Source organism: Streptomyces luomodiensis (genome assembly GCF_031679605.1).
Taxonomy (GTDB): Bacteria; Actinomycetota; Actinomycetes; order Streptomycetales; family Streptomycetaceae; genus Streptomyces; species Streptomyces luomodiensis.
This window is the reverse complement of record NZ_CP117522.1, coordinates 9,186,372-9,205,706: the sequence shown is the minus strand read 5'-3', so window position 1 is coordinate 9,205,706 and position 19,335 is coordinate 9,186,372. Positions and strand designations below refer to the sequence as shown.

The window sequence follows — 19,335 nt, the reverse complement described above, 5'->3', positions numbered from 1 at the left end:
ACACAGGCCGTACCGATGTCAGCCGACCGGCACTTCCGTCCGCACCGGCGCGACCGCGCCGTCATCGGAGATCGCCCACCGGTCGTGCCACGCGCGCAGCCGCCGGGGAGCCCACCAGTTCGCTCTGCCCAGCATCTTCATGAACGCTGGCACGAGCAGCATCCGCACCAGGGTGGCGTCGACGAGCACCACCACCATGAGCCCGAAACCGAGCATCCGCATGTTCGACACCTGAGCCGCGATCAGTGCCGCGAACGAGATGGTCATGATCGCCGCGGCGGCGGTGACCACCGGCCCGGTGCGTGCCAGCCCGCGCGCCACGGCTTCGGCGTTGGCCTCGTCGGTGCGGTCGGAGTTCTTCCAGTACTCCTTGATGCGGGACATGATGAACACTTCGTAATCCATGGACACGCCGAAGGCGATGAAGAACAGCACGATCGGGGTCTGTATCACCAGCGTGCCGACCGACGTCGTGCCGAGCGCCCCCAGATGGCCGTCCTGGAAGATCCAGACCAGCGCTCCGAACGCCGCCGACAGCGAGATCATGTCCAGCACCACGGCTTTCAGCGGCAGCAGCACGCTCCCGGTGACCGCGAACAGCAGCACGAGCGCGACGATCGTGATCAGCAGGATCACCAGGGGGAGGCGGGAGGTGACGGCGTCGACGCTGTCCCGGTTGACCTGTGCGGTGCCGGTGAACATCACCTGCGCGTCGCCGGGGACCGGCACCGCGTGCAGGCCGTCCAGCTGCTTCTCCGACTGTGCGGAGAACACGGGCGCGGCGCTCGCGACGGTGAGGAACGCGGCGTTTCCCTCGGCTCCGGCGCCGGCCGACTGTCCCGCCGACCGCTCGCCGTCGACGAAGGTGGCGCCAGGAGCCGCCACGAAGGTGACACCAGGCACCCGGGACAGCGCGGCCGCGTACGCGCCCAGCTGCGTCGGCGTCATGTCGCGGGTGTCCTTGAGGACCACCGAGACGGCGGCTTGCGGGTTGACGGTGAAGTCCTCGCGCAACTGGTCGCCCACTTCGCGTACCGACGCGGACGAGGAGAGCACCCGGTCGTCGGGGAATCCGTACCGCACGCCGAGGAAGGGCGAGCCGAGGAGCAGCAGGGCCGCGGTGACCGCCACGGCCGTCACCAGCGGCCGCCTCATCACCGCCTTGGTGCTCCGGTACCAGAAGGTGTCCTCCGTACGGCGGACCGGATGGCCGCTCCGGCCGAAGAGGCGGCGTACGGGCGTCTTGAGGTTCCAGGACTCGATCCGGTGGCCGAGCAGCGTCATCGCGGCGGGTGTGATCACCAGCGCCCCCGCTGCCGCGAACGCCACGACGAGCATCGCGGCGTAGGCCATGGACCGCAGGAAACTCATCGGGAACAGCAGCATCGGCAGCGTGCACAGGATCACGGTGCTCGCCGAGAACAGCACGGTCCGGCCCGCCGTCGACATGGTCCGGACGACCGCGTGTTCGATGGACTCCCGCCGGGCCAGCTCGTCGCGGAACCGGCTGATGATCAGCAAGGTGTAGTCGATGGCGAGGGCGAGCCCCAGCGCGGTCGCCAGGCTGAGCGCGAAGACCGATATCTCCGTGACCATGGTGAGCAGGCGCAGCGCCGCGGCCGCGCACGCGATGGCCACCACCGCGACCGCGAGCGGCAGCCCGGCGGCCACCAGTCCGCCGAACACCCAGATCAAGGCGAGCAGGCTCAACGGGGTGGCGACGGCTTCCATGAAGGACAGGTCCGCTTCGCTGCGCTCCCGGATCTGCGAGTACAGCATCGCCCCGCCACCGGCCTTGACCACCACACCGTCGGCCGTGCCCGTCACCTTGTCGGCCAGGTCCCGGGCGTACCGCTGGGCGTCGTTCTCCTCGCCGTACAGGCCGGCCGCAATGAGGCCGGTGTCGCCGTCCTTGCTGGTCAGCGTGGCGGCGGCCGGTCCGGGAGCGGTCCACGGCGAGGACACCGAGGCGACGTGCGGTGACTGCTCGAGCTCTTCGACGATGCGGCTGCCCGCCGTGCGCGCCGCGCTCCCGGCCACCCCGCCCGGCGCGGTGACCGTCAGCAGCAACTGCATCTTCCCCTGATCGAACGTATCGGCGAGCGCGGTGGTGGCCCGGGACGACTCGGCGCCGGGGTCCCTGAACCCACCCGCGGACAGCTTGCCCATGACCGGAACCGCGACGACCGCCGCCACCGCGAGCAGGAGGAAGGTGGCGGCCAGGGTCCTACGGGGTGCACCGATGATGCACACGGTCATGCGCCCAGCCACCCCAAGTCCCCCTCGTGCGGTTCACGTGCGAGCAGCCCCGCGGCACAGCAGATCCGGCCGCGCCGCGTCGGCCACCCGTCGTCGCCTGTCGCCGGGCAAGGCGAATCGCCCACCGGTCAAGGCCCGATCAGGATGCCCAGGCCCGGAGACGGGCGACAATCGCTTTAGACCTGCTTCGAAAAGCCCACGTGGAGCGAGTAAAGACTTGGTCAAGCCAGCGGGTCGGGCACGGAGCGGACGTCACGCGACCAGGCCGGAGCCCAGAGCCGGCCGCTCGCCCAGCAGGGCCAGCCCCAGGGGGGTGAGCGTATGGAGCACGGAGCCGCCTATCCTGCGGGTGCTCAGCAGGCCCGCCTCGCGCAGAACGGTGGCGTGGTGGCTGACCGTGGCGGGCGCGACGCCCACGCCGTGCGCCAGTTCACTCGTCGTCAAGCCGTGGCCCGCGACCGTGGTCAGGATGCGGGCGCGGGTGCGGCCGACGAGGGCGTCCAAGGAGCGGGGCCGCACCGGGACGGCCCCGTCGGCCCCGGGCACGGCGCAGGGCGCGGTGTCGTGCGCCATGGGATAGACCACGACGGGCGGGAGCCCGGGATCCTTCAGCAGCGTCGGTGCGCCCCAGCAGAAGTACGACGGGAGAATGAGGATCCCGCGCCCCTCCAGCCAGACGTCCCGGTCGTCCCCCAGGCCCGGGAGCACCAGCACGGACCCGCGCCAGACGAGCCCCGGATGGAGCGTACCCAGCAGTCCTGGCAGGTCACCCTGCGCCAAGTACCGCTCGTGCACGGTGCGTTCGGCGTCGAACCGGGCGCGGATACCCTCCCACCAGGGCGCCAGGGCCGTGTCGAAGTAGGACCGGAACATGCGGGCGAGGAGCGTGACGGCCTCCTTGTCGCCGTCGGCGAGCGACCGGGCCCAGACCGGTAACCGACGGCCCGTCCGGGACAGTTCCAGGAGATCGTGCTGGAACCGGCGGCGCGGAGTGGAGAGCAAGGCGCTCAATCCCGCGTCCAGACCGCCGGCGCCGGCCGCCGGGGTGAGGAAGTCGGCGGAGTATCCGACGGGCGGGGCGAGCTGGAGCAACTGGGCGTCGTGGGTCCGGAGCCGACGGCGTACGGTGCGCCGCCAGCCGCCGAAGACGGCCGCGGCGGCGGCCGTCTGTAGTGTGTGCATGCTGAGCAGGGCTTCCCACATGGGATCCGGAGCCTGCGCCAGCCTGATCTGTGCGAGATCTTCGTCGGTGAAGTGCATGCGTACAGCCATGAAACCGTCCCCCGTGTGGCGCTGCGGCACCGATGCGGTCCGAGATCCGGTGCCTCATTCCCATGGTTGATCGGCGGGCCGCCAGGGACCGTCCGGAACACCACGCCTTCACAGAAGCGCCGCACTTCTCCACCTTTCGCCGTCTTTTCCCCTTCGCGACGGCGTCCACCGCGCCACAGCCACGGGGCGTCAACCGGCGGCTGACAGTGAGGTCTTCATACGAGCAGGACGAACGTCACCGCCATACCCAGCGCCATGGCGCCGTGGCAGCCGAGTTCGAACGCGTCCGGTTCGGCCGGCGCCGAGCGGCGCCGCGACCCGGTGGTGTCGTCCAGCCGGGCGGCGTCGAACCCCCGCGCCAGCCACCGCAGGGCGAGCACGAGCAGCACTCCGGCCAGCAGCCCGGCGGTCAGCCTCGGGCCGGTTCCGGTGAGGGTCATGGTCACGGTGCCGGAGCCACCGGACATGTCCATCCCGGGCATGTCCGCCATACCGTGGGAGCCACCGTGTCCCGGCGCCGGGGAGGACGAGGCCATCGCCGCGGCCATCCAGGCCATCGCGCCCATCATCACCACATGCGGGAGGACATCCGACAGCGCACGCGCACGGGAGAGCGGAGCGGGCCGGGCCAGGGCCACCCCCGCGAACCACACCCCGCCCAGCGTGAACAGGAGGATCTGTGGCCGGGCCGGAAGGTCCATGCCCCAGGGCCAGACCATCGCCACCATGGCGAGGGCCATCACCGCGTGCAGCAGATGCGCGGCTCGCCCCGTGGCGCCCGGCCCGCCGCCGGCACCTCCGGGTATGACGGCCCGCCACACCGCGAAGAGCGCGGGCACGACGAACAGTACGGTCAGGACCCAGCGCAGACCCGTCGCGGCGATCATCGGCCCACCGCCCCACTACGGTCCTCGCTCTCGGCCGGCGCGGGTGGTGGCGTGGTCTGCCTGTCGGGCATCGCTGACCCTTCTCTCGGGTGGCTCGGGGACCGTGATCACCGGTCCTTTCCAGGAGTCGGACAGCGCGTTGCCCCGGTTCCCGGTGTGAGCGGCGCGACATGACGACCGGGGCGGCATCGCCGCCAAGAGGGTGCGTCACCCGCGTGACGGCTGCTCGGGCAGTGGCCGGTCCTGCACGACGCTCTTCATGACGAGGGTGGACGTCAGCCGCTGGACACCCGGCAGCTGGGCCAACTGCTGGTCGTAGAGCTGCTGGTAGGCGGCCAGGTCGGTGGTGGCGACCCGCAGCAGGTAGTCGGGTTCGCCGAAGAGGCGCTGGGCCTGGATGACATGCGGGATGGCGGTCACGGCCTCTTCGAAGGCGGTGACGGTGTCGCGGCCCTCCCAGCGCAGCGTGGCGAAGACCACGGCTTCGAAGTGCAGGCCGATGGCCGCCGGGTCGACCACGGCGCGGTAGCCGCGGATGGCACCCTCGCGTTCGAGGTCGCGCAGCCGGCGGTGACAGGGCGAGACGCTCAGCCGCACGCGCGCGGCCAGCTCGGTGACGGTCAGGCGGCCGTCCAGCTGTAGCTCGGTAAGAATTTTCCGGTCCAGGGCATCCATGAGAAAGATTTTCCCCACAACGGCCGCGAGGGGCGTGATCGCGGAAACATTTTCGGGCATATCGCACCTAATCTTCCCTCGTAAGGATGAGCATCTGAGAGGGATCGATCGATGGACACGACGACGGTGGCGGCTTTCCTGGCAGTGGATCTGCTGCTGGTGTTCACCCCGGGCGCGGACTGGGCCTACGCGATCGCGGCGGGGCTGCGGGACCGGTCGGTCGTCCCCGCCGTCGCCGGGCTGATAGCCGGATACGCGGGATACACGCTGCTCGCCGTGGCCGGTCTGGTGGTGCTCGTGGCGAGCTCTCCGAGCGTGCTCACCGCGCTGACCGTGGCCGGCGCCGGCTACCTGATGTGGCTGGGCTGGGGTGTGCTCGCGCGGCCGGCGGTGCTGGACGCGCCCACGAAGGCCGTGTCCTCCTCGCGCCGGCAGGTCATGCTCAAGGGGGCCGGGATCAGTGGCCTGAACCCCAAGGCGCTGCTGCTGTACTTCTCGCTCTTCCCGCAGTTCATCCACCCCGCCACCGGCTGGCCGGTCGCCGCGCAGACGGGGCTGCTCGGCACGCTCCACATGGCGGCCTGCGCCATCGTCTACCTGGCTGTCGGTGTGCTCGCCCGCACCGTGCTGAAGACCCGGCCGGCGGCGGCCCGTGCGGTCACCCGGGTCTCCGGTGCCATGATGATCGGCATCGGCGGGTTCCTGCTCGTGGAACGTCTGGCCGGCTGACGGCCCCGCTCCGTTCACCGGCCCGGACACCCGGCGAGCCGGGTGTCCGGGCGCGTTGCGACGCGGGTCCCGCCGGGACCGGACCCGCCGGGACCCGCGGGGATGCGTGAGGGCCCCTCAGCGCGCGGTCGCTCAGGGAGCGATCCCCACACCGTCGATCCGGCTCCAGGCCCGCTCCTGCGCCGCGGTCATGGCAGGCCAGCCGAGCCCGCCGGGGCGGGGCCGAACGCGCGAGGCGTACGGCGAGGGGTGGAAGGCGGCGTCGTAGAAGCAACCGCTGCCGTAGGTCGCGTCGAAGGCGGCGCAGGAGGCCGCGATCGAGCGCGGGGTCGGCTTGCGGCCGGAGCGCACCCAGCTGTCCAGGGCCGCGATGGAGTCGGCGTACTCGGCGTCGCTCAGCGCGCTGTGCTCGGTTTCCCTGGTGAACGTCTGGACGAGGTTCCCGTCCCGTCCGGCGCCCTGGAGCGTGGCGCGGTAGGCCGCCTCGTGCTCGACGAAGGCCGTCGGGTCGTCGATCGCGTGCAGGGTGAGGACCGGCATGGACACCGTGCCGGTGAGGTCGCTGTCGTAGGAGAGGTCACGGCGTGCGGTGGGGTCCGCCGAGAACCGTTCGACACCCGCGTTGAGCGCCTTGTCGTCGTGTGAGCCCGTGTACCGCACCCCCCGGTTGCCGAACGGGTTACGGCCCCCGAGCCGGTTCCACACGATGTCCCGGAACGTGAAGGTGGCGAACCGCAGATGCGACTCCAGTGAACGCTCCGGGATGTGGGTGACGGCGAGGATGTCGTCGAGGTTGCGCTGCTGCGACGCGGTCCGGTCCGCGGGGTCGGACGCGTAGCCGGTGCACTCCTGGAGGCGGGCGCGGAGCCCGGCCGTCGTCATGGTGGAGTCCGGGCGCAGCCCCTGCCACAGCGGGTATTGCGGCTCGCTCGGGCGGGGGTGGTTGTGGCAGTAGTACTGGTAGACCACGCGCAGGTCCACGCGGTAGTCGTAGCCGCGGGAACCACCACCGAGGACACCGCTGGTCAGCAACGTGCCGTCGTAGGCGCCGGGCTGTCTGCCGTAGGTCTCCGCCACCTTGGCGGCGACGTTGCCACCCCAGGACTGGCCGTGCAGGTAGGTCCGCTTCGGCCGGCCGAACCGGTCGATGAACAGACGGCGTACGTTGTCGGTGTCCGCGGCCGCCATCCGGGTGCCGTAGCCACCGCGGCGGTAGGAGGAGCCGGCCCACGCGTATCCCTGGTCGACCATCACCGCCCAGCGCTCCAGGTCGTCGGTGCTGCGCGACGGGTCGGAGGAGTCGCCGAGATCGGGGCCGCCGTGGGCGTGCACGACGAGGGATCCGTTCCAGTGTGTCGGCACGGCCATCGTGTAGTACGCCCCGTTGGTGTCCTGACCGGTGTAACACCTCGCCTTCCCGGCCAGATCGGCCGGGCAGGTGGCGGCCTCGGGCTGGGCGGTCCGCGCGTGGGCGGTGGGGGCGTTGCCGAGCGTGCCGAGGACCACGGCGGCGAGCACGGCCGCCAGTGCCGCCGGGCGGCGTCGGCGCCGTGGGGCCCGCCACGGGACATGCGTGGGCGCGTCAGGTGTGTTCAAGGAGCGGCTCCTGTTCGTGCTCTGCGCGAAGTTGCGCTGCGAGCCGGGATGTTAGGGACCGCCACGGGTGAGTGCCATCCCATCGGCCGTTGCGTTCATATTGTTCGCCCGTCCCGTCCGAAGCGTCCCGGAGCAGGCACAACGGGCCGGCCGAGGTGTGGGCGGCGGTCAGCGGTCCGTGCGGGCCAGGAGTTCCACGAGGATGGTGCGCACCGCGTCGGGGCACTCGTACATCGGGCTGTGTCCCGCGTCCACGGGGTGGAAGGTGGCGTCCGGGAGCGCCTCGGCCATCGCCGCGGCGCCGGCGACGCCGCGGACCGGGTCGTGCCGCCCGTGGACGACCGCGACCGGCACCCGGATCGCGGGCAGGACCTCGGTCAGGTCGGTGTCACGCTGGCTGGTCAGCGCCTCCACGGCGGACCGGGCGGGGACGGCGCGACCGTAGGCGAGGAAGCGCTCGAGTTCGGCCGCGGGCGGAGGGGTCCGGAACGAGCGTCGCATCACACGTCGCGTCATGCTCTCCACGCCGTCCGTCCCGATGGCGTCGATCAGGGTGTCCACATCTCCGTGTTCCCGCATATGGGGGCCGGTATTGATCAAGACCAGCGCCCGCAGCAGCTCGGGATGGTGTGCGGCGGCCTGGAGGGCGATCGCGCCGCCGGTGGAGTGCCCGATCAGGACGACCGGTTCGCCACTGTGTGCCCTGATGCGGCCGGCGGTCCACTCGGCGAGCGAGGCGATGCCGCACGCGTCGGCATCCGTCATCCACGACAGGGCCAGCAGGCGGCAGTGTCCCGCCAGCGCGTGTCCGAGTCCGTCGAATATCGCCGGGGCACAGAACGAGCCCGGCAGCGCCACGGCGAGCGGGGCGGTGCTCGGCGTCGCAGGGCGCCGTCGGCTCACTGACCTGCCACCTCATCAACCTATTCGCGCATGCTGTCGGCACCGACGGTATACCACTCCAGTAGCGACCGGGCCGTCGCCGCCATGGCCTCGTCGACCATCTCCCCCTCGAAAGTGACCGCACCCGTGCCGTCGGCCTGTGCCTCCTCCACAGCGGCGACCAACCGTGCCGCGCGCTCGAGCTCGGCCGTGCTGGGCGCGAACACCTCGTTGAGGACGGGCACATGCGAGGGGTGGATGGCCATCATGCCCGCGTAGCCGAGCGCCCGGTTCTGTTCGGCGAAGGCGCGCAGTCCGTCGAGATCGCCGACGCGGGTCCACAGCCCGGCCACCGGATGCGGTGCGCCCGCGGCCCGTACGTCGAGCAGTACCCGGGCGCGCAGGGCATGTGTTTCGCAGCCCTGAGGGCTCCAGCGGTAGCCGACGGCCCGTTCGACATCACCGCCCGCCCCCGTGATCGCGCCGGGGTAGGCGACCCGGCCGGCGGCCGCCGCGCAGCCGTGGGCATCGTGCAGAGCACGGGCGCTCTCCAGCAGGGGCACCAGGGCGACGTGGCCCCGGGGCAGGCCGTGTTCGCGTTCGCACCAGCCCAGGAGCCGGTCGGCGAGGCGTATGTCGTCGGGCCCGGTCACTTTGGGCAGGACGATGCCGCTGAGTCCTGGACCGCAGATGCCGCGCAGCGCCTCGGCGGCCGCCCAGGTGTCGAGAGGGGTGACGCGGACGAACAGAGCCGGTCCCCCAGGGGTGTCGGCCTGCCGGGCGAGAGCGTTCGTCACCTGGTCCAGAGCGGCGGCCCGGTCGGCCTCGGGCACGGCGTCCTCCAGGTCGAGGATGACCGCGTCGGCTCCTGCCGCCCTGGCCTTGGGAAGCCAGGAGGCCGTTCTGTTGCCGGGTACGAACAGCAGGGACCGCAGGAGCGGGCGCGGCGCGGGCGCGAGGGGTGGGGTGCGACGGGGATCAGACGACACCGTGCTTCTCCAGGTCGGTGAGTTCCTCCTCGTCCAGGCCGAGCCAATCCCGGTAGACGAGGTGGTTGTCCTGCCCCAGGGCGGGCCCGGTCCGCCAGACCACGCCCGGCCGCTGGTGGAAGTGGGGGATGACGGACTGCATGCGTACGGGGCCGAGGTCGGCGTCGTCGATCGTGACGATGTCCTCGCGTTCGGCGTAGACGGGGTCCTCGGCGATATCGGCGGCGCTGAGCACCGGTGATGCCACCACCTCGGCACGGGTGAACGCCTCGAGGCAGGCGGCGGCGGTGCGCTCGGCCACCCACGCCCGCAGGCCGTCGTCGAGGCGGGCGCGCCCGGCGAACTGCTGCGGTACGGTGGCGAACTCGGCCTCGTCGAACCCGAGCAGTTTCGCGACGTTGCGGACGGACCGCGGCGTCGCCGATGTCACGGTGATCCACTCACCGTCCTTCGACCGGTAGGTGTTGATGACGGCCGCGGGGGCGACCGCGAGCTGGTTCCCGGAGCGCCCAGGTGTCGATCCGAGCTGGTCGTGGACGATGACCTGCCACTCGACCAGCCGGAACAGGGGCTCGAAGAGCGCGAGGTCGATCCATTCGCCGTCGAAATCGGGGTCGTGGTCGCGGCGGTGCAGCGCGGCGAGGATCGCGTAGGCGCCCATGAGGCCGGTCACGGCGTCGCCGTGGGAGAAACCGGTGTGCACGGGCGGGGTGTCGGGGAAACCGGTCAGGTGCACCACGCCGCTGCGGGCCTCGCCGACCTTGCCGAAGCCCGGCTCGTCGGCCCGGGAGGACGTCGCGCCGAAGCCGGAGATCTGGAGCAGTACGGCCTTCGGATTGATCTGGTGCACGGACTCCCAGTCGAGCCCCCAGGCGCGCAGCCGGCCCTGGCGCAGGGTGACGATCACGACGTCCGCCCAGGCGACGAGCCGCTGGGCGACCTGCCGCCCGGACTCCTGGCGCAGATCGAGGGTGACGGACCGCTTGTTGCGGCCGGCGACCTTGAACCAGAGCGGGTGACCGTCCTTGCTGGGGCCCATGGCCCGTGCCGCGTCCCCGACGCCCGGCGGCTCCACATGAACCACGTCCGCGCCCTGGTCGGCGAGCATGGAGCCCGCCAGCGGACCGGCCACCACATGTGCGAACTCGACCACCTTGAGACCCCGCAACTGGCCTCGGCCGCCGGTTTGCTGCTGCTCGAACGTCACTGTGCTCCCCAAACTCGCCTCACTGCGACGCCTGTCAGCCTGCCGACCCCCAGGCATGTGCGTCCAGCAAAAGACGGCGATGAATACATGCGGAACACGCATAAGTGGGTGCGCGGTGGGCCGGTCGGACTCAGCTCACGGGCCGGGTCAGGCCCAGCTCACCCCAGGCGGCAGTCGGTGCCGGCGGGTGCGGAACTCCCGCAGTGTGTCCAGGAACCGATCGGCCGCCTGGGGCAGCGGGCGGCGCGCCCGTACGGCGATGTCGAGGCGCCGATGGACCGTGGGCTCGGAGAGCGGGCGGTGGACGACCGGCCCGGTGCCCAGGAGCGGCAGCACCAGCGCGGGCAGCGCGGTCACCCCGAGCCCGGCCGCCACGAGCCCGCCGACCGTGGCGACGTTGCCCGCCTCCGCGGACGGCGCCGAGCCGACGTCGATCTGGGCGAACGCCGCGTCGGTCAGCCGCCGCACACTGGAGTCCCGGCCGACCGCGAGGAAGGGTTCGCGGGCCAGGTCCTCCCATGTGACGCCGGGACGGTCGGTCAGCGGGTGGTCCCGCGGCAGGACCGCGACGAACCGGTCCCGCACCAAAGGCCGGTGGTCCAGCTGTCCCGACGGCTCACCGGTCGTGATGGCGAAGTCCGCGTCGCCCGAAAGCACACGGCTGAGTACCGACTGTTCGAGGCCGTCCATGATCTGGACGGCCACCTGCGGCCGTTGCCGACGGAAGTCCAGGATCACCTGCGGCAGCAGGACCGCGGCGACCGACGGCAGGGTGGCCACCGCGACCGTTCCCGACTCGCCGAGCAGGAAGCGCTCGAGCTCCTTCATCCCGGAGCGGTGGGCGTTCACGATCTGCTCGGCGATGCGCAGCGCCTCGACGCCCGCGGCGGTCAGCTCGACATTACGGGTGTCGCGTTCGAGGAGCCGGGTGCCCAGCTGCCGTTCCAGGTCCGCCACCGCGCGGCTGAGTGAGGACTGGGACACCTTCAGCTGTGCGGCGGCCGCGGTGAAGCTGGCCGCCCGAGCGACGGCCGCATAGGCCGCGAGTTGACGCAGGGTGCTGTCCATGGCGAGTGATCCTAAGTGTCCTCCCCGGTGTCCTCCCCGGTGTCCTCCCCGGAGACTGATGCCCAAAGCGCATGGATAGATCTCGGTTTGATGCTGGACTCCGATCCGCTGGCGCTTCGAAACTCATCCGCAGCGCCGGACCACGGGGGCCCGTTTCCCGTGCCGGGAGCCGATGCCGATGAGGCGAACGAGAAGGTGAGCGACAACCATGCTGGCAGCCCTGGGGTTCTCCACGATCGGCCTGTTCCTGCTCCTGACCATGACGAAGCGGGTCTCCGTCCTGGTGGCGCTGGTTCTGTTGCCGGTCCCGGCGGCTGTGATCGGCGGCTTCGCCGGCGACATGGGCGACATGATCCTCGACGGGCTCGGCACGGTGGCCCCGACCGGCATCATGATCGCCTTCGCGGTCCTCTACTTCTCCTTGATGGTGGACGCCGGGCTCTTCGACCCGTTGATCAGCCGGATCCTGCGCGCCGCCCGCAATGATCCGGCGCGCATCGCGGTCGGGACCGCCGTCCTCACGATGTGCGTGGCGCTCGACGGCGACGGCGCGTCGACCTTCCTCATCACGGTCTCCGCACTGCTGCCCGTCTACACACGCCTGGGCATGAGCCCCTTGGTCCTCTCCGGTGTCGTCTGTCTGGGCGCGGGCGTGATGAACATGCTCCCGTGGGGCGGACCGACGGTGCGGGCCATGGCGGCGCTGAAGCTGGACGGTTCGCAGGTCTTCACCCCGGTTCTGCCCGCGATGGGATGCGGTATCGCGTGGGTGCTGTTCGCCTCGTACTGGATCGGCCGCCGCGAGCGCCGCCGCCTGACCGCACTAGCGGCGGCGGACTCCGGACAGCGGGCGCAGGACGACACGCGGAGGGTTACGTCGACGCGTACGCGGCGGACTGCGCGGCGTACGCCGGGAGACGGCCCCGGCACACCGCTGGTGACACGGGCGGCACGTCCTTCCCTTCCGCTGACCGTGTTCAACGGGGTGCTGACGGTCGCGCTGATCGTGGCGCTCGTCATGGAGCTCATGCCCCTGCCGGTGCTGTTCGCGCTGGCCTTCGCGCTCGCCCTGTTCGTCAACCACCCCACCTGGGAGGGGCAGCAGGCGCTCCTGGAGAAGCATGCGAAGAGCGTGGTGCTGGTCACCACGATGATCTTCGCCGCGGGCGTGTTCACCGGAGTTCTCACCGGCACCGAAATGATCTCCGAGATGGCCGAGGCGCTGGTCGCCGTCGTGCCCGATTCCCTGGGCGGGCATCTGGCGCCCATCGTGGCCGTGACCGGTATGCCCCTGAGTCTGGCCTTCACCCCGGACGCCTACTACTTCGGCGTGCTGCCCGTGCTCTCCCACACGGCGTCCGGATTCGGCGCCGACGAGGCGGAGATCGCCCGAGCCGCGGTGCTCGGCCAGATGACCACCGGGTTCCCGCTCAGCCCCCTCACCGCCTCCACCTTCATCCTCGTCAGCATGAGCGGCGTACAACTCGGCGAACACCAGCGCTTCATCTTCCGCTGGGCCTTCGGCACGACTGCCGTCATGACGGCCGCCGCACTGCTCACCGGTGCCATATCGCTGTGAACCGCCACCACCGTAAGGAGACGTCGGCCATGCGGGTCCCCCCGGACTGCGCACAGCACCCCCGGCCCCCGCGGCGCCGCACACGGTGCGCACTCGGCGCGGCCACCGCGATCAGCGCGGCACTCGCCACGGCCCCGCGGCTCACCGTGCGGCCGTAGCGACGACCGGAACAGGCCGAGACGGTCCAGCGTGCGCGAACGCGCTCGACCGTGCCATGTCTTGGCGCGTTCCGGCCTCGCGCCGGGGTCCGGGCGAGCGTCATGATGGCGCCGTTCGGCCACATACCGGCATTCAGGACACGGGGGAACCGCCATGCCACACCGGAGACACGTGGCGGCCGTGATCGCCGCGTTCGCCCTGTTGCTGCCCACGGCGGCTGCCGCGGCACAGGACGGGCCCACCCGGCCGCGGCCGCGCGCCCGGGTGGTCGGCACCCTGGAGGAGAGCGATGTCGCCCACGCGATGAACAGGCGCGGAGACGTCCCGTTCCGCACGGGGCAGGGTGGCGCCGGGGTGTGGAACGCGGTGACCGGCGAGCGGCGGGCGTTGGCCGACGTCCCGCACGCCCTCCCGACCGACATCGCCGACGACGGCCGCGTCGTGGGCGTGCGGTCCGGTCAGGGCGTGGTGCTGTGGGGCGCGGACGGCACCGTGACCACTCCGGGCCTGCCGGAGGGCGAGACCTCGGCCGACACGGCCCGGCTGGGCGAGGACGGCACCCTGCTGGTGGCGGCGTCCCACCAGTTCATCAGCTGGCCGGGCGGGCACCCGCGGGTCGCCACGTCGTACTACCGCTGGCGGCCGGAAACCGGGTTCCAGCACCTGTCGGGACCGAACGACGGCTCCTACGCCTCGGCTCTCAACGACAAGGGGATCGTCGTCGGCTGGAGAGACGACACGGGCACCGCCTGGCGGCCCGACGGCACCGAGGTGAGGTATTCCGGCTCGGCGCCCGGCACCACGCGCACCTGGCTGCACGACATCAACAACGCCGGTGTGGCCGTCGGCGGTCAGATCCGCCCGGACGGCGTCTCGGCGGCCGTCCGCTGGGGCGCGCCCGACGCCCCGCGGCAGCTGGCCGACGAAGGTCTGGGCGGGCAGGCCCTGGACATCAACGCACGCGGCTGGATCACCGGCACCGTACGGGTCACGGCGGACACCGTCGCCACCAGCCTCCCCGCGGTGTGGGACCCGCACGGCGCCCCGCACCGGCTCGACTCGATGCTGGACCTCCCCGAGGGCACCGTGCGGTCGATCGACGACATCAACGACCACAACCAGCTGCTGCTACGGGTGTACGACACCGCCGCCGGCCGGATGAGCACTCTGGTGGTCCAGCTCCGCTAGCAGCGGTGCCTCAGCGCCGCAGCGCCTTGTCCGGTGAGCAGACATCGCATATCGCCACGTCCGGGTGGGCCAGGAGGTCGGCCGCTTCGCGAGTGGGAACGAGCGTGTGCTCGTCGCGGACCTGCCAGCAGTCGCGGCGGTGCAGGCGGCGGGAGGCGGTGTCCTCGGCGTACTGGTGGAGTTTCTCCACCACCCACTGCCGTCCGGCGATCGCCCCGTCGACGGGGACCGCGCTGTAGTCCTCGCCGGGGATCGGGGTGATCCGCTCGCTGGGGACGCTGATCGGGGTGGGGGCACCGGTGGCCCGGGAGCGGCCATCGGCACGCTCGTAGCGGGCCGGGAGGATGGCCTCGCACTCGGCCCACCAGCGGCCGTCCGTGGTACGGGTCCATTGGCTCAGGATGACGTCGAGCTCCTGGTCATCCGGCATCGCCGCCCGGACCCACGGACCGGCTTTCGCGCGCCACTCCTCCACACTCACCATTCGCATTCTAGTTCGAATAGCGGGGCCGGACCGACCCGGGGGCGCTCCCTCGGCGGCTGACCTAGGCTGGAGCCGAGCCCAGGGGGGATCGTGGGAGGTATGCCATGCCACGCCCGGTCTGGAGCGGAGCGGTTTCCTTTGGTCTCGTGACCATCCCGATCAAGGTCATGCCCGCCACCGAGGACCATTCGATCTCCTTCCGGCAGATCCACACCACCGACGGCGGCCGCATCCGCTACCGCAAAGTCTGCGAACTCGAAGACCGGGAGCTGGCCCCGGAGGAGATCGGCCGCGCCTACGAGGCGTCCAAGGACCAGCTCGTCCCCATCGCCGACCAGGAACTCGACGACCTCCCCGTCCCCACCGCGAAGGCCATCGACGTCGAGGCGTTCGTGGAAGCGGAGCGGCTCGACCCCATCCGCTTCGGCAAGCCCTACTACCTCCAGGCCGACGGCGCCGTCGCCGCCAAGCCGTATGTGCTGCTGCGGGAGGCACTCCAGCGCAGCGACAAGGTCGCGGTCGCGAAGTTCGCCTGGCACAACCGCGAGCGGCTCGGCGCGCTCCGGGTCGTCGGCGATGCCATCGTCCTCCAGGTGCTCCACTGGCCGGACGAGATCCGCTCGGCCGAAGGGCTCGCCCCCAAGGCCGTCGACATCTCCGACTCGGAGGTCGATGAGGCCATGGCGCTCATGGAGGCCATCGGCGGCACCGACATCAGCCAGTACAAGGACCAGTACCGCGAGGCCATGGAAGCCGTCATCGAGGCCAAGGCCGAGGGCCACGCGCCGCCCGAGATGGAGGCACCGGCCGAACCCAAGGGCCGGGTCGTGGACCTCATGGCCGCCCTCCAGGACAGCGTACGGGCCGCCAAGGAGGCCCGCGGGGAGGAAGCCGGCGAGGCCGAGGTGCACCAGATGCCCGCGCGGAAGAAGCCGAAGAAGGCCGCCGCGAAGAAGACGGCCAAGAAGCCCCCGGCGAAGAAGACGGCCAGGAAGCGGACCGCGTCCTGAGTGACCCGGCGCGGACTGGGCACACGAGGGCGGACCAGAGGGGGGTTCTCCCGAGGAGCACCGTCGTGATCAAGAAACTTCATGACCTGGGCCTGCGCAGCGAGCACGCCTACACCGCCGCCGTCGCCTCCATCGGCCTGTCCATCTTCACCTGGGCCACCTCCCTCCGCGCCGAACCCGGCACCGGTCTGGACCGGGCGGACCGGTGGGGCCTCTTCGTGGGCGAGTGGGCACCCACGTTCTTCGGCCTCGGCCTCGCCCTCTCCCACTACGAACAGGAGGAAGGCTCGCTGATGGGCAAGGCGCACGCCGACGGGGAGCGGCAGCGGCAGATGGCGGGCGCCCCGTAACACCACCCCCACCCGCACACCGGACGCCGATCTCCGTCCGCCTTCGGATCGCAGGCTGACCAGCATGCGCGTCCGGCCGGAGTCGAAATTCCCTACCGTGGTGGCCGGAAAGGGCGCAGACTCGTCCCATGGCTGACATGGGGTCGTTCCGGGAGGCGGTCACCGCGTGGGCGGCCGGTGGTCCCGGCGACACCGCGCGGGAGCTGGCCGCGCGACTGTCCGTCCGCACGGCCGTGCTGCTCGAGGGGCCGAGCGACGCCGCGGCGGTCAGCGCGCTGGCCGCGAGCCGCGGCCGGAACCTGGCGGCCGAAGGAGTCTGCGTCCTGTCGATGGGCGGTGCGATGAGCGTCGGGCGCTTCGCCCGCCTCCTCGGGCCGCCCGGCCTGGGTCTCCGCCTCACCGGACTGTGCGACGAGGCGGAGCGCCCCTACTACGCGCGCGGCTTGGCGCGGGCGAGTGCGGCACGGCAAGAGTTCTTCGTCTGCTCGGCGGATCTGGAGGACGAGCTCATCCGCGCGCTGGGCGTGACACGGGTGGCGGAGCTCGTCCGGGCGGAGGGCGACCTGCGCGCCCTGCACACCTTCCTGCGCCAGCCCGCACAGCGGGGCCGCACCTCACAGCAGCAGTTGCGGCGCTTCCTCGGCACGAAGAAAGGGCGCAAGATCCGCTACGGCCGCGTCCTCGTCGAGGCCCTCGCCCCCGACCGCGTACCCGCCCCACTCGTGAACCTGCTGGCCGGCCTCTGACCGCTGGGCGAACGCCATGGCGGTCGGCGAACGCATCTCGATCCGCCCGAACGACCCCGTTTCCGCCCGCCCGGGAGCGGCCCGCGTCTCAGCCGGTACGGGTCAGTCGCCACACGTTGTCCACCCGTGTGCCGGGCCTGCCGTCGGGTGACGGAAAGGGCCGCTCCACGGCCTCCAGCGTCTCCACCCGCCAGGTGGGCGGCAGCGCGAGCGCCGCGAGCACGCCCTGAAGCGTGGGGAAGACGGCGTCGAACGGGTACTCGTGTTCCGCCATCCAGGACGGCCAGCCGGCGTGCATGACGACGAGGAGGGTGCCCCCCGGCGCCACCGCTTCGGCGGCCCGCTTGAGTACGCCGTCCTGGTCCAACGTGACCGGTGACTGGAGGAACTGCGCGCTGACCAGATCGAAGCTCCCTTCGGGGAAGGTCACTCCGAGTTCATGCCGTTCGAACGTGACCTGCTCGGCGAAGCCGGCCTCGGCGACATGGGCCGCGGCCCGCGCCAGCGCCGTGGTGGAGATGTCCACGCCGGTCACCCGCCACCCGCGCGAGGCGAGCCACCGGGCGTCACCACCCTCGCCGCAGCCCAGGTCCAGCGCATCGCCGGGCGTCAGGTCGCTGGTCTCCCGCACGAGCAGTGGATTCGGGTTACCGCTGAAGAGGCGTTCGCCGGCGCGGTATCGCTCTTCCCAGAAGAGCGTCGGGTCGGTGGGCTGCGCTGTCGACATGGAGGTTCCTTCCGACGGGTGTGGGGTGCCACCGGCACCTGGGCTCAGTGTTGCCGGGCGGGCAGAGGCAGACCAACACTTCTTGCCGGTTCGGCAAGAAGCGGGGGCGAGGGAGAGAGTGGAGTTACCTGTATCGCTCCGTGGAGGTTCCCCCCGCATGCGCCTGCTGCTCATACGTCATGGCCAGACCCCGTCCAACCTCAAGCACCTCCTGGACACCGCGGAGCCGGGCCCCGGGCTGACCTCCCTCGGGCAGGATCAGGCGGCCGCGCTGCCGCGGGCGCTGGCATCCGAGCGGATCGACGCCCTGTACGCGTCGACGCTCCTGCGTGCCCGGCTCACCGCCGCGCCGCTGGCCGCCGCGACAGGGCTCGAGGTCCGCGTCCGGGACGGCATCCGGGAAGTGATGGCCGGGGATCTGGAGATGCGCGGCGACGACGAAGCGATCGCCACCTACCTCACCACCGTCTTCGCCTGGTCCGCGGGTGACACCGGACGCCGGATGCCCGGGGGTGAGAACGGTGTGGAGGCCCTCGGCCGCTTCGACTCCGTCGTCGCCGAGGCGGCCGCGACGGGAGCGGCAACGGTGGCGATGGTCAGCCATGGCGCCGCGATCCGTATGTGGGTGGCCGCCCGGTCGGCCAACGTCGATGTGGCCTACGCGTCGGGCCACGCGTTGCGCAACACCGGTGCCGTGGTCCTCTCCGGCTCTCCCACCCGGGGCTGGCAGACCCTCCTGTGGGAGGGCAGCCCCCTCGGCCCGGCGGAGGAGACCCCCGACGCCAGTGGTCCCGCGGGCGCCGCCTCCGTGCCCGCGCCGTGAGCCGGACGTGACAGCGTCGTGCCGCACGCCCGGCGCGCGTCGCGCGGAGACCGCGTCACATGTCGCTCGCGACCTGCTGCCGGAGCACCTCCTGGTCGACCACGGTGCTCGGGGTGCGCTGCTCGTCCAACAGCCCCGCCCACTGGTCGAGTTGGTCCGGTGAGGCGAAGGCGAGTGCCGCCTTGCCCTGGGCCGTGCTGTTGTAGGCGAACTGGGTGCCGGGGTTCAGCACCCCATCGATCGGCGAACCGCCGGGCAGGACTTCGGTCACCGTGACGCCCGCGTCGGTGAGCTGGGAGAACACGATGGTCTGCGAGACCTTGTCCCGCAGCCGCCGCATCACCGGCCTGGCCGGGGCGACGAGTTGGGCCCTGGCCTCGACGCGCCGGCCCAGCAGGACCAGGCGCCAGCCGGGCTCGTATCGCCTGGTGCTGCTGTTCTGGGACAGGAAGCCCGCCTGCCGCAGGTTCGCGGCATGGCGGTGCACCCGGGCCTTCGGCAGACCCAGCGCCTGGGCGAGCTCCGTGACACCCCAGATCGGTGGGCGTCGTCGGCGGGGAACGTCCGGGGCCGGGGTGAGCCGGACGCCACCGCGCCACCCCGGCCCCTCCCCGGCTCTTCCCCGGACTCGGCCCACTCGCCCCGGCCACGGCTCCTCCCCAGCATTCGCGAACGACCGGCCATCGCAGGCGGCGCCACCCGGCG

At 71.6% G+C, this 19,335-nt stretch carries 19 protein-coding genes; 7 read left to right on the top strand and 12 right to left on the bottom strand.

Features of this window, described 5'->3' with window-relative positions; translation table 11 throughout:
• Nucleotides 1-18: 18 nt before the first annotated feature.
• The 4 genes from PS467_RS38830 to PS467_RS38815 form a co-directional block, all read right to left on the bottom strand.
• A complete protein-coding gene (locus PS467_RS38830) occupies nt 19-2,259 on the bottom strand; it encodes an MMPL family transporter (protein WP_311039219.1) in 2,241 nt (746 codons plus the stop codon).
• Nucleotides 2,260-2,511: 252 nt separating this feature from the next.
• Complete coding sequence (locus PS467_RS38825; protein ID WP_311039218.1) at nt 2,512-3,531, bottom strand: ArsR/SmtB family transcription factor; 1,020 nt, start codon at nt 3,529-3,531, stop codon at nt 2,512-2,514.
• A gap of 215 nt (nt 3,532-3,746) precedes the next feature.
• A complete protein-coding gene (locus PS467_RS38820; RefSeq protein ID WP_311039217.1) occupies nt 3,747-4,418 on the bottom strand; it encodes a DUF5134 domain-containing protein in 672 nt (223 codons plus the stop codon).
• Nucleotides 4,419-4,625: 207 nt separating this feature from the next.
• Nucleotides 4,626-5,093 carry an Lrp/AsnC family transcriptional regulator gene (locus PS467_RS38815; protein WP_268976353.1) on the bottom strand — a complete coding sequence of 156 codons (468 nt, stop codon included), beginning with the start codon at nt 5,091-5,093 and terminating at the stop codon, nt 4,626-4,628.
• Nucleotides 5,094-5,204: 111 nt separating this feature from the next.
• Between PS467_RS38815 and PS467_RS38810 the strand changes: the two genes are divergently transcribed.
• Nucleotides 5,205-5,822: a LysE family translocator gene (locus PS467_RS38810; RefSeq protein ID WP_311039216.1), complete on the top strand. Its 618-nt coding sequence runs from the start codon at nt 5,205-5,207 to the stop codon at nt 5,820-5,822.
• Nucleotides 5,823-5,954: 132 nt separating this feature from the next.
• On the opposite strand, the gene PS467_RS38805 is transcribed toward PS467_RS38810, so the two are convergent.
• From PS467_RS38805 to PS467_RS38785, 5 genes are all read right to left on the bottom strand, one after another.
• Nucleotides 5,955-7,418: an alpha/beta hydrolase gene (locus PS467_RS38805; protein WP_311039215.1), complete on the bottom strand. Its 1,464-nt coding sequence runs from the start codon at nt 7,416-7,418 to the stop codon at nt 5,955-5,957.
• A gap of 168 nt (nt 7,419-7,586) precedes the next feature.
• The gene (locus PS467_RS38800) at nt 7,587-8,321 is read right to left on the bottom strand and encodes an alpha/beta fold hydrolase (protein WP_311039214.1); all 735 of its coding nucleotides are present in this window, start codon (nt 8,319-8,321) and stop codon (nt 7,587-7,589) included.
• 20 nt (nt 8,322-8,341) lie between these two features.
• Nucleotides 8,342-9,289, bottom strand: a complete 948-nt coding sequence (locus PS467_RS38795) for an HpcH/HpaI aldolase/citrate lyase family protein (protein WP_311039213.1) — start codon at nt 9,287-9,289, stop codon at nt 8,342-8,344.
• Nucleotides 9,279-10,496 carry a CaiB/BaiF CoA transferase family protein gene (locus PS467_RS38790; protein WP_311039212.1) on the bottom strand — a complete coding sequence of 406 codons (1,218 nt, stop codon included), beginning with the start codon at nt 10,494-10,496 and terminating at the stop codon, nt 9,279-9,281. The genes PS467_RS38795 and PS467_RS38790 overlap by 11 nt, the downstream gene beginning before the upstream one ends.
• A 147-nt stretch (nt 10,497-10,643) precedes the next feature.
• On the bottom strand, nt 10,644-11,564 hold the full coding sequence (locus tag PS467_RS38785) for a LysR family transcriptional regulator (protein WP_311039211.1): 921 nt from the start codon (nt 11,562-11,564) through the stop codon (nt 10,644-10,646).
• A gap of 208 nt (nt 11,565-11,772) precedes the next feature.
• On the opposite strand from PS467_RS38785, the gene PS467_RS38780 reads away from it, so the two are divergent.
• Nucleotides 11,773-13,143 (top strand): CitMHS family transporter, encoded by a 1,371-nt coding sequence (locus PS467_RS38780; protein WP_311039210.1) that lies wholly within the window; start codon nt 11,773-11,775, stop codon nt 13,141-13,143.
• 312 nt (nt 13,144-13,455) lie between these two features.
• A complete protein-coding gene (locus PS467_RS38775; RefSeq protein ID WP_311039209.1) occupies nt 13,456-14,490 on the top strand; it encodes a hypothetical protein in 1,035 nt (344 codons plus the stop codon).
• 10 nt (nt 14,491-14,500) lie between these two features.
• Here PS467_RS38775 and PS467_RS38770 read toward each other — a convergent pair whose 3' ends face one another.
• Nucleotides 14,501-14,971: a DUF6233 domain-containing protein gene (locus tag PS467_RS38770; RefSeq protein WP_311039208.1), complete on the bottom strand. Its 471-nt coding sequence runs from the start codon at nt 14,969-14,971 to the stop codon at nt 14,501-14,503.
• A gap of 107 nt (nt 14,972-15,078) precedes the next feature.
• Between PS467_RS38770 and ku the strand changes: the two genes are divergently transcribed.
• From ku to PS467_RS38755, 3 genes are all read left to right on the top strand, one after another.
• On the top strand, nt 15,079-15,984 hold the full coding sequence (gene ku, locus PS467_RS38765; protein WP_311039207.1) for a non-homologous end joining protein Ku: 906 nt from the start codon (nt 15,079-15,081) through the stop codon (nt 15,982-15,984).
• A gap of 65 nt (nt 15,985-16,049) precedes the next feature.
• A complete protein-coding gene (locus tag PS467_RS38760) occupies nt 16,050-16,334 on the top strand; it encodes a hypothetical protein (protein ID WP_311039206.1) in 285 nt (94 codons plus the stop codon).
• Between the two features lie 128 nt (nt 16,335-16,462).
• On the top strand, nt 16,463-17,080 hold the full coding sequence (locus PS467_RS38755; RefSeq protein WP_311039205.1) for a TOPRIM nucleotidyl transferase/hydrolase domain-containing protein: 618 nt from the start codon (nt 16,463-16,465) through the stop codon (nt 17,078-17,080).
• A gap of 88 nt (nt 17,081-17,168) precedes the next feature.
• Here the strand turns inward: PS467_RS38755 and PS467_RS38750 are convergent, their stop codons facing one another.
• On the bottom strand, nt 17,169-17,807 hold the full coding sequence (locus PS467_RS38750; RefSeq protein ID WP_311039204.1) for a class I SAM-dependent methyltransferase: 639 nt from the start codon (nt 17,805-17,807) through the stop codon (nt 17,169-17,171).
• Nucleotides 17,808-17,964: 157 nt separating this feature from the next.
• Between PS467_RS38750 and PS467_RS38745 the strand changes: the two genes are divergently transcribed.
• Entirely contained in the window at nt 17,965-18,630 is a 666-nt protein-coding gene (locus tag PS467_RS38745) for a histidine phosphatase family protein (protein WP_311039203.1), read from the top strand.
• A 55-nt stretch (nt 18,631-18,685) separates the two neighbouring features.
• Here PS467_RS38745 and PS467_RS38740 read toward each other — a convergent pair whose 3' ends face one another.
• Nucleotides 18,686-19,267, bottom strand: coding sequence for an IclR family transcriptional regulator (locus PS467_RS38740; RefSeq protein ID WP_311039202.1), 582 nt, complete (start codon nt 19,265-19,267; stop codon nt 18,686-18,688).
• Nucleotides 19,268-19,335: the final 68 nt, after the last annotated feature.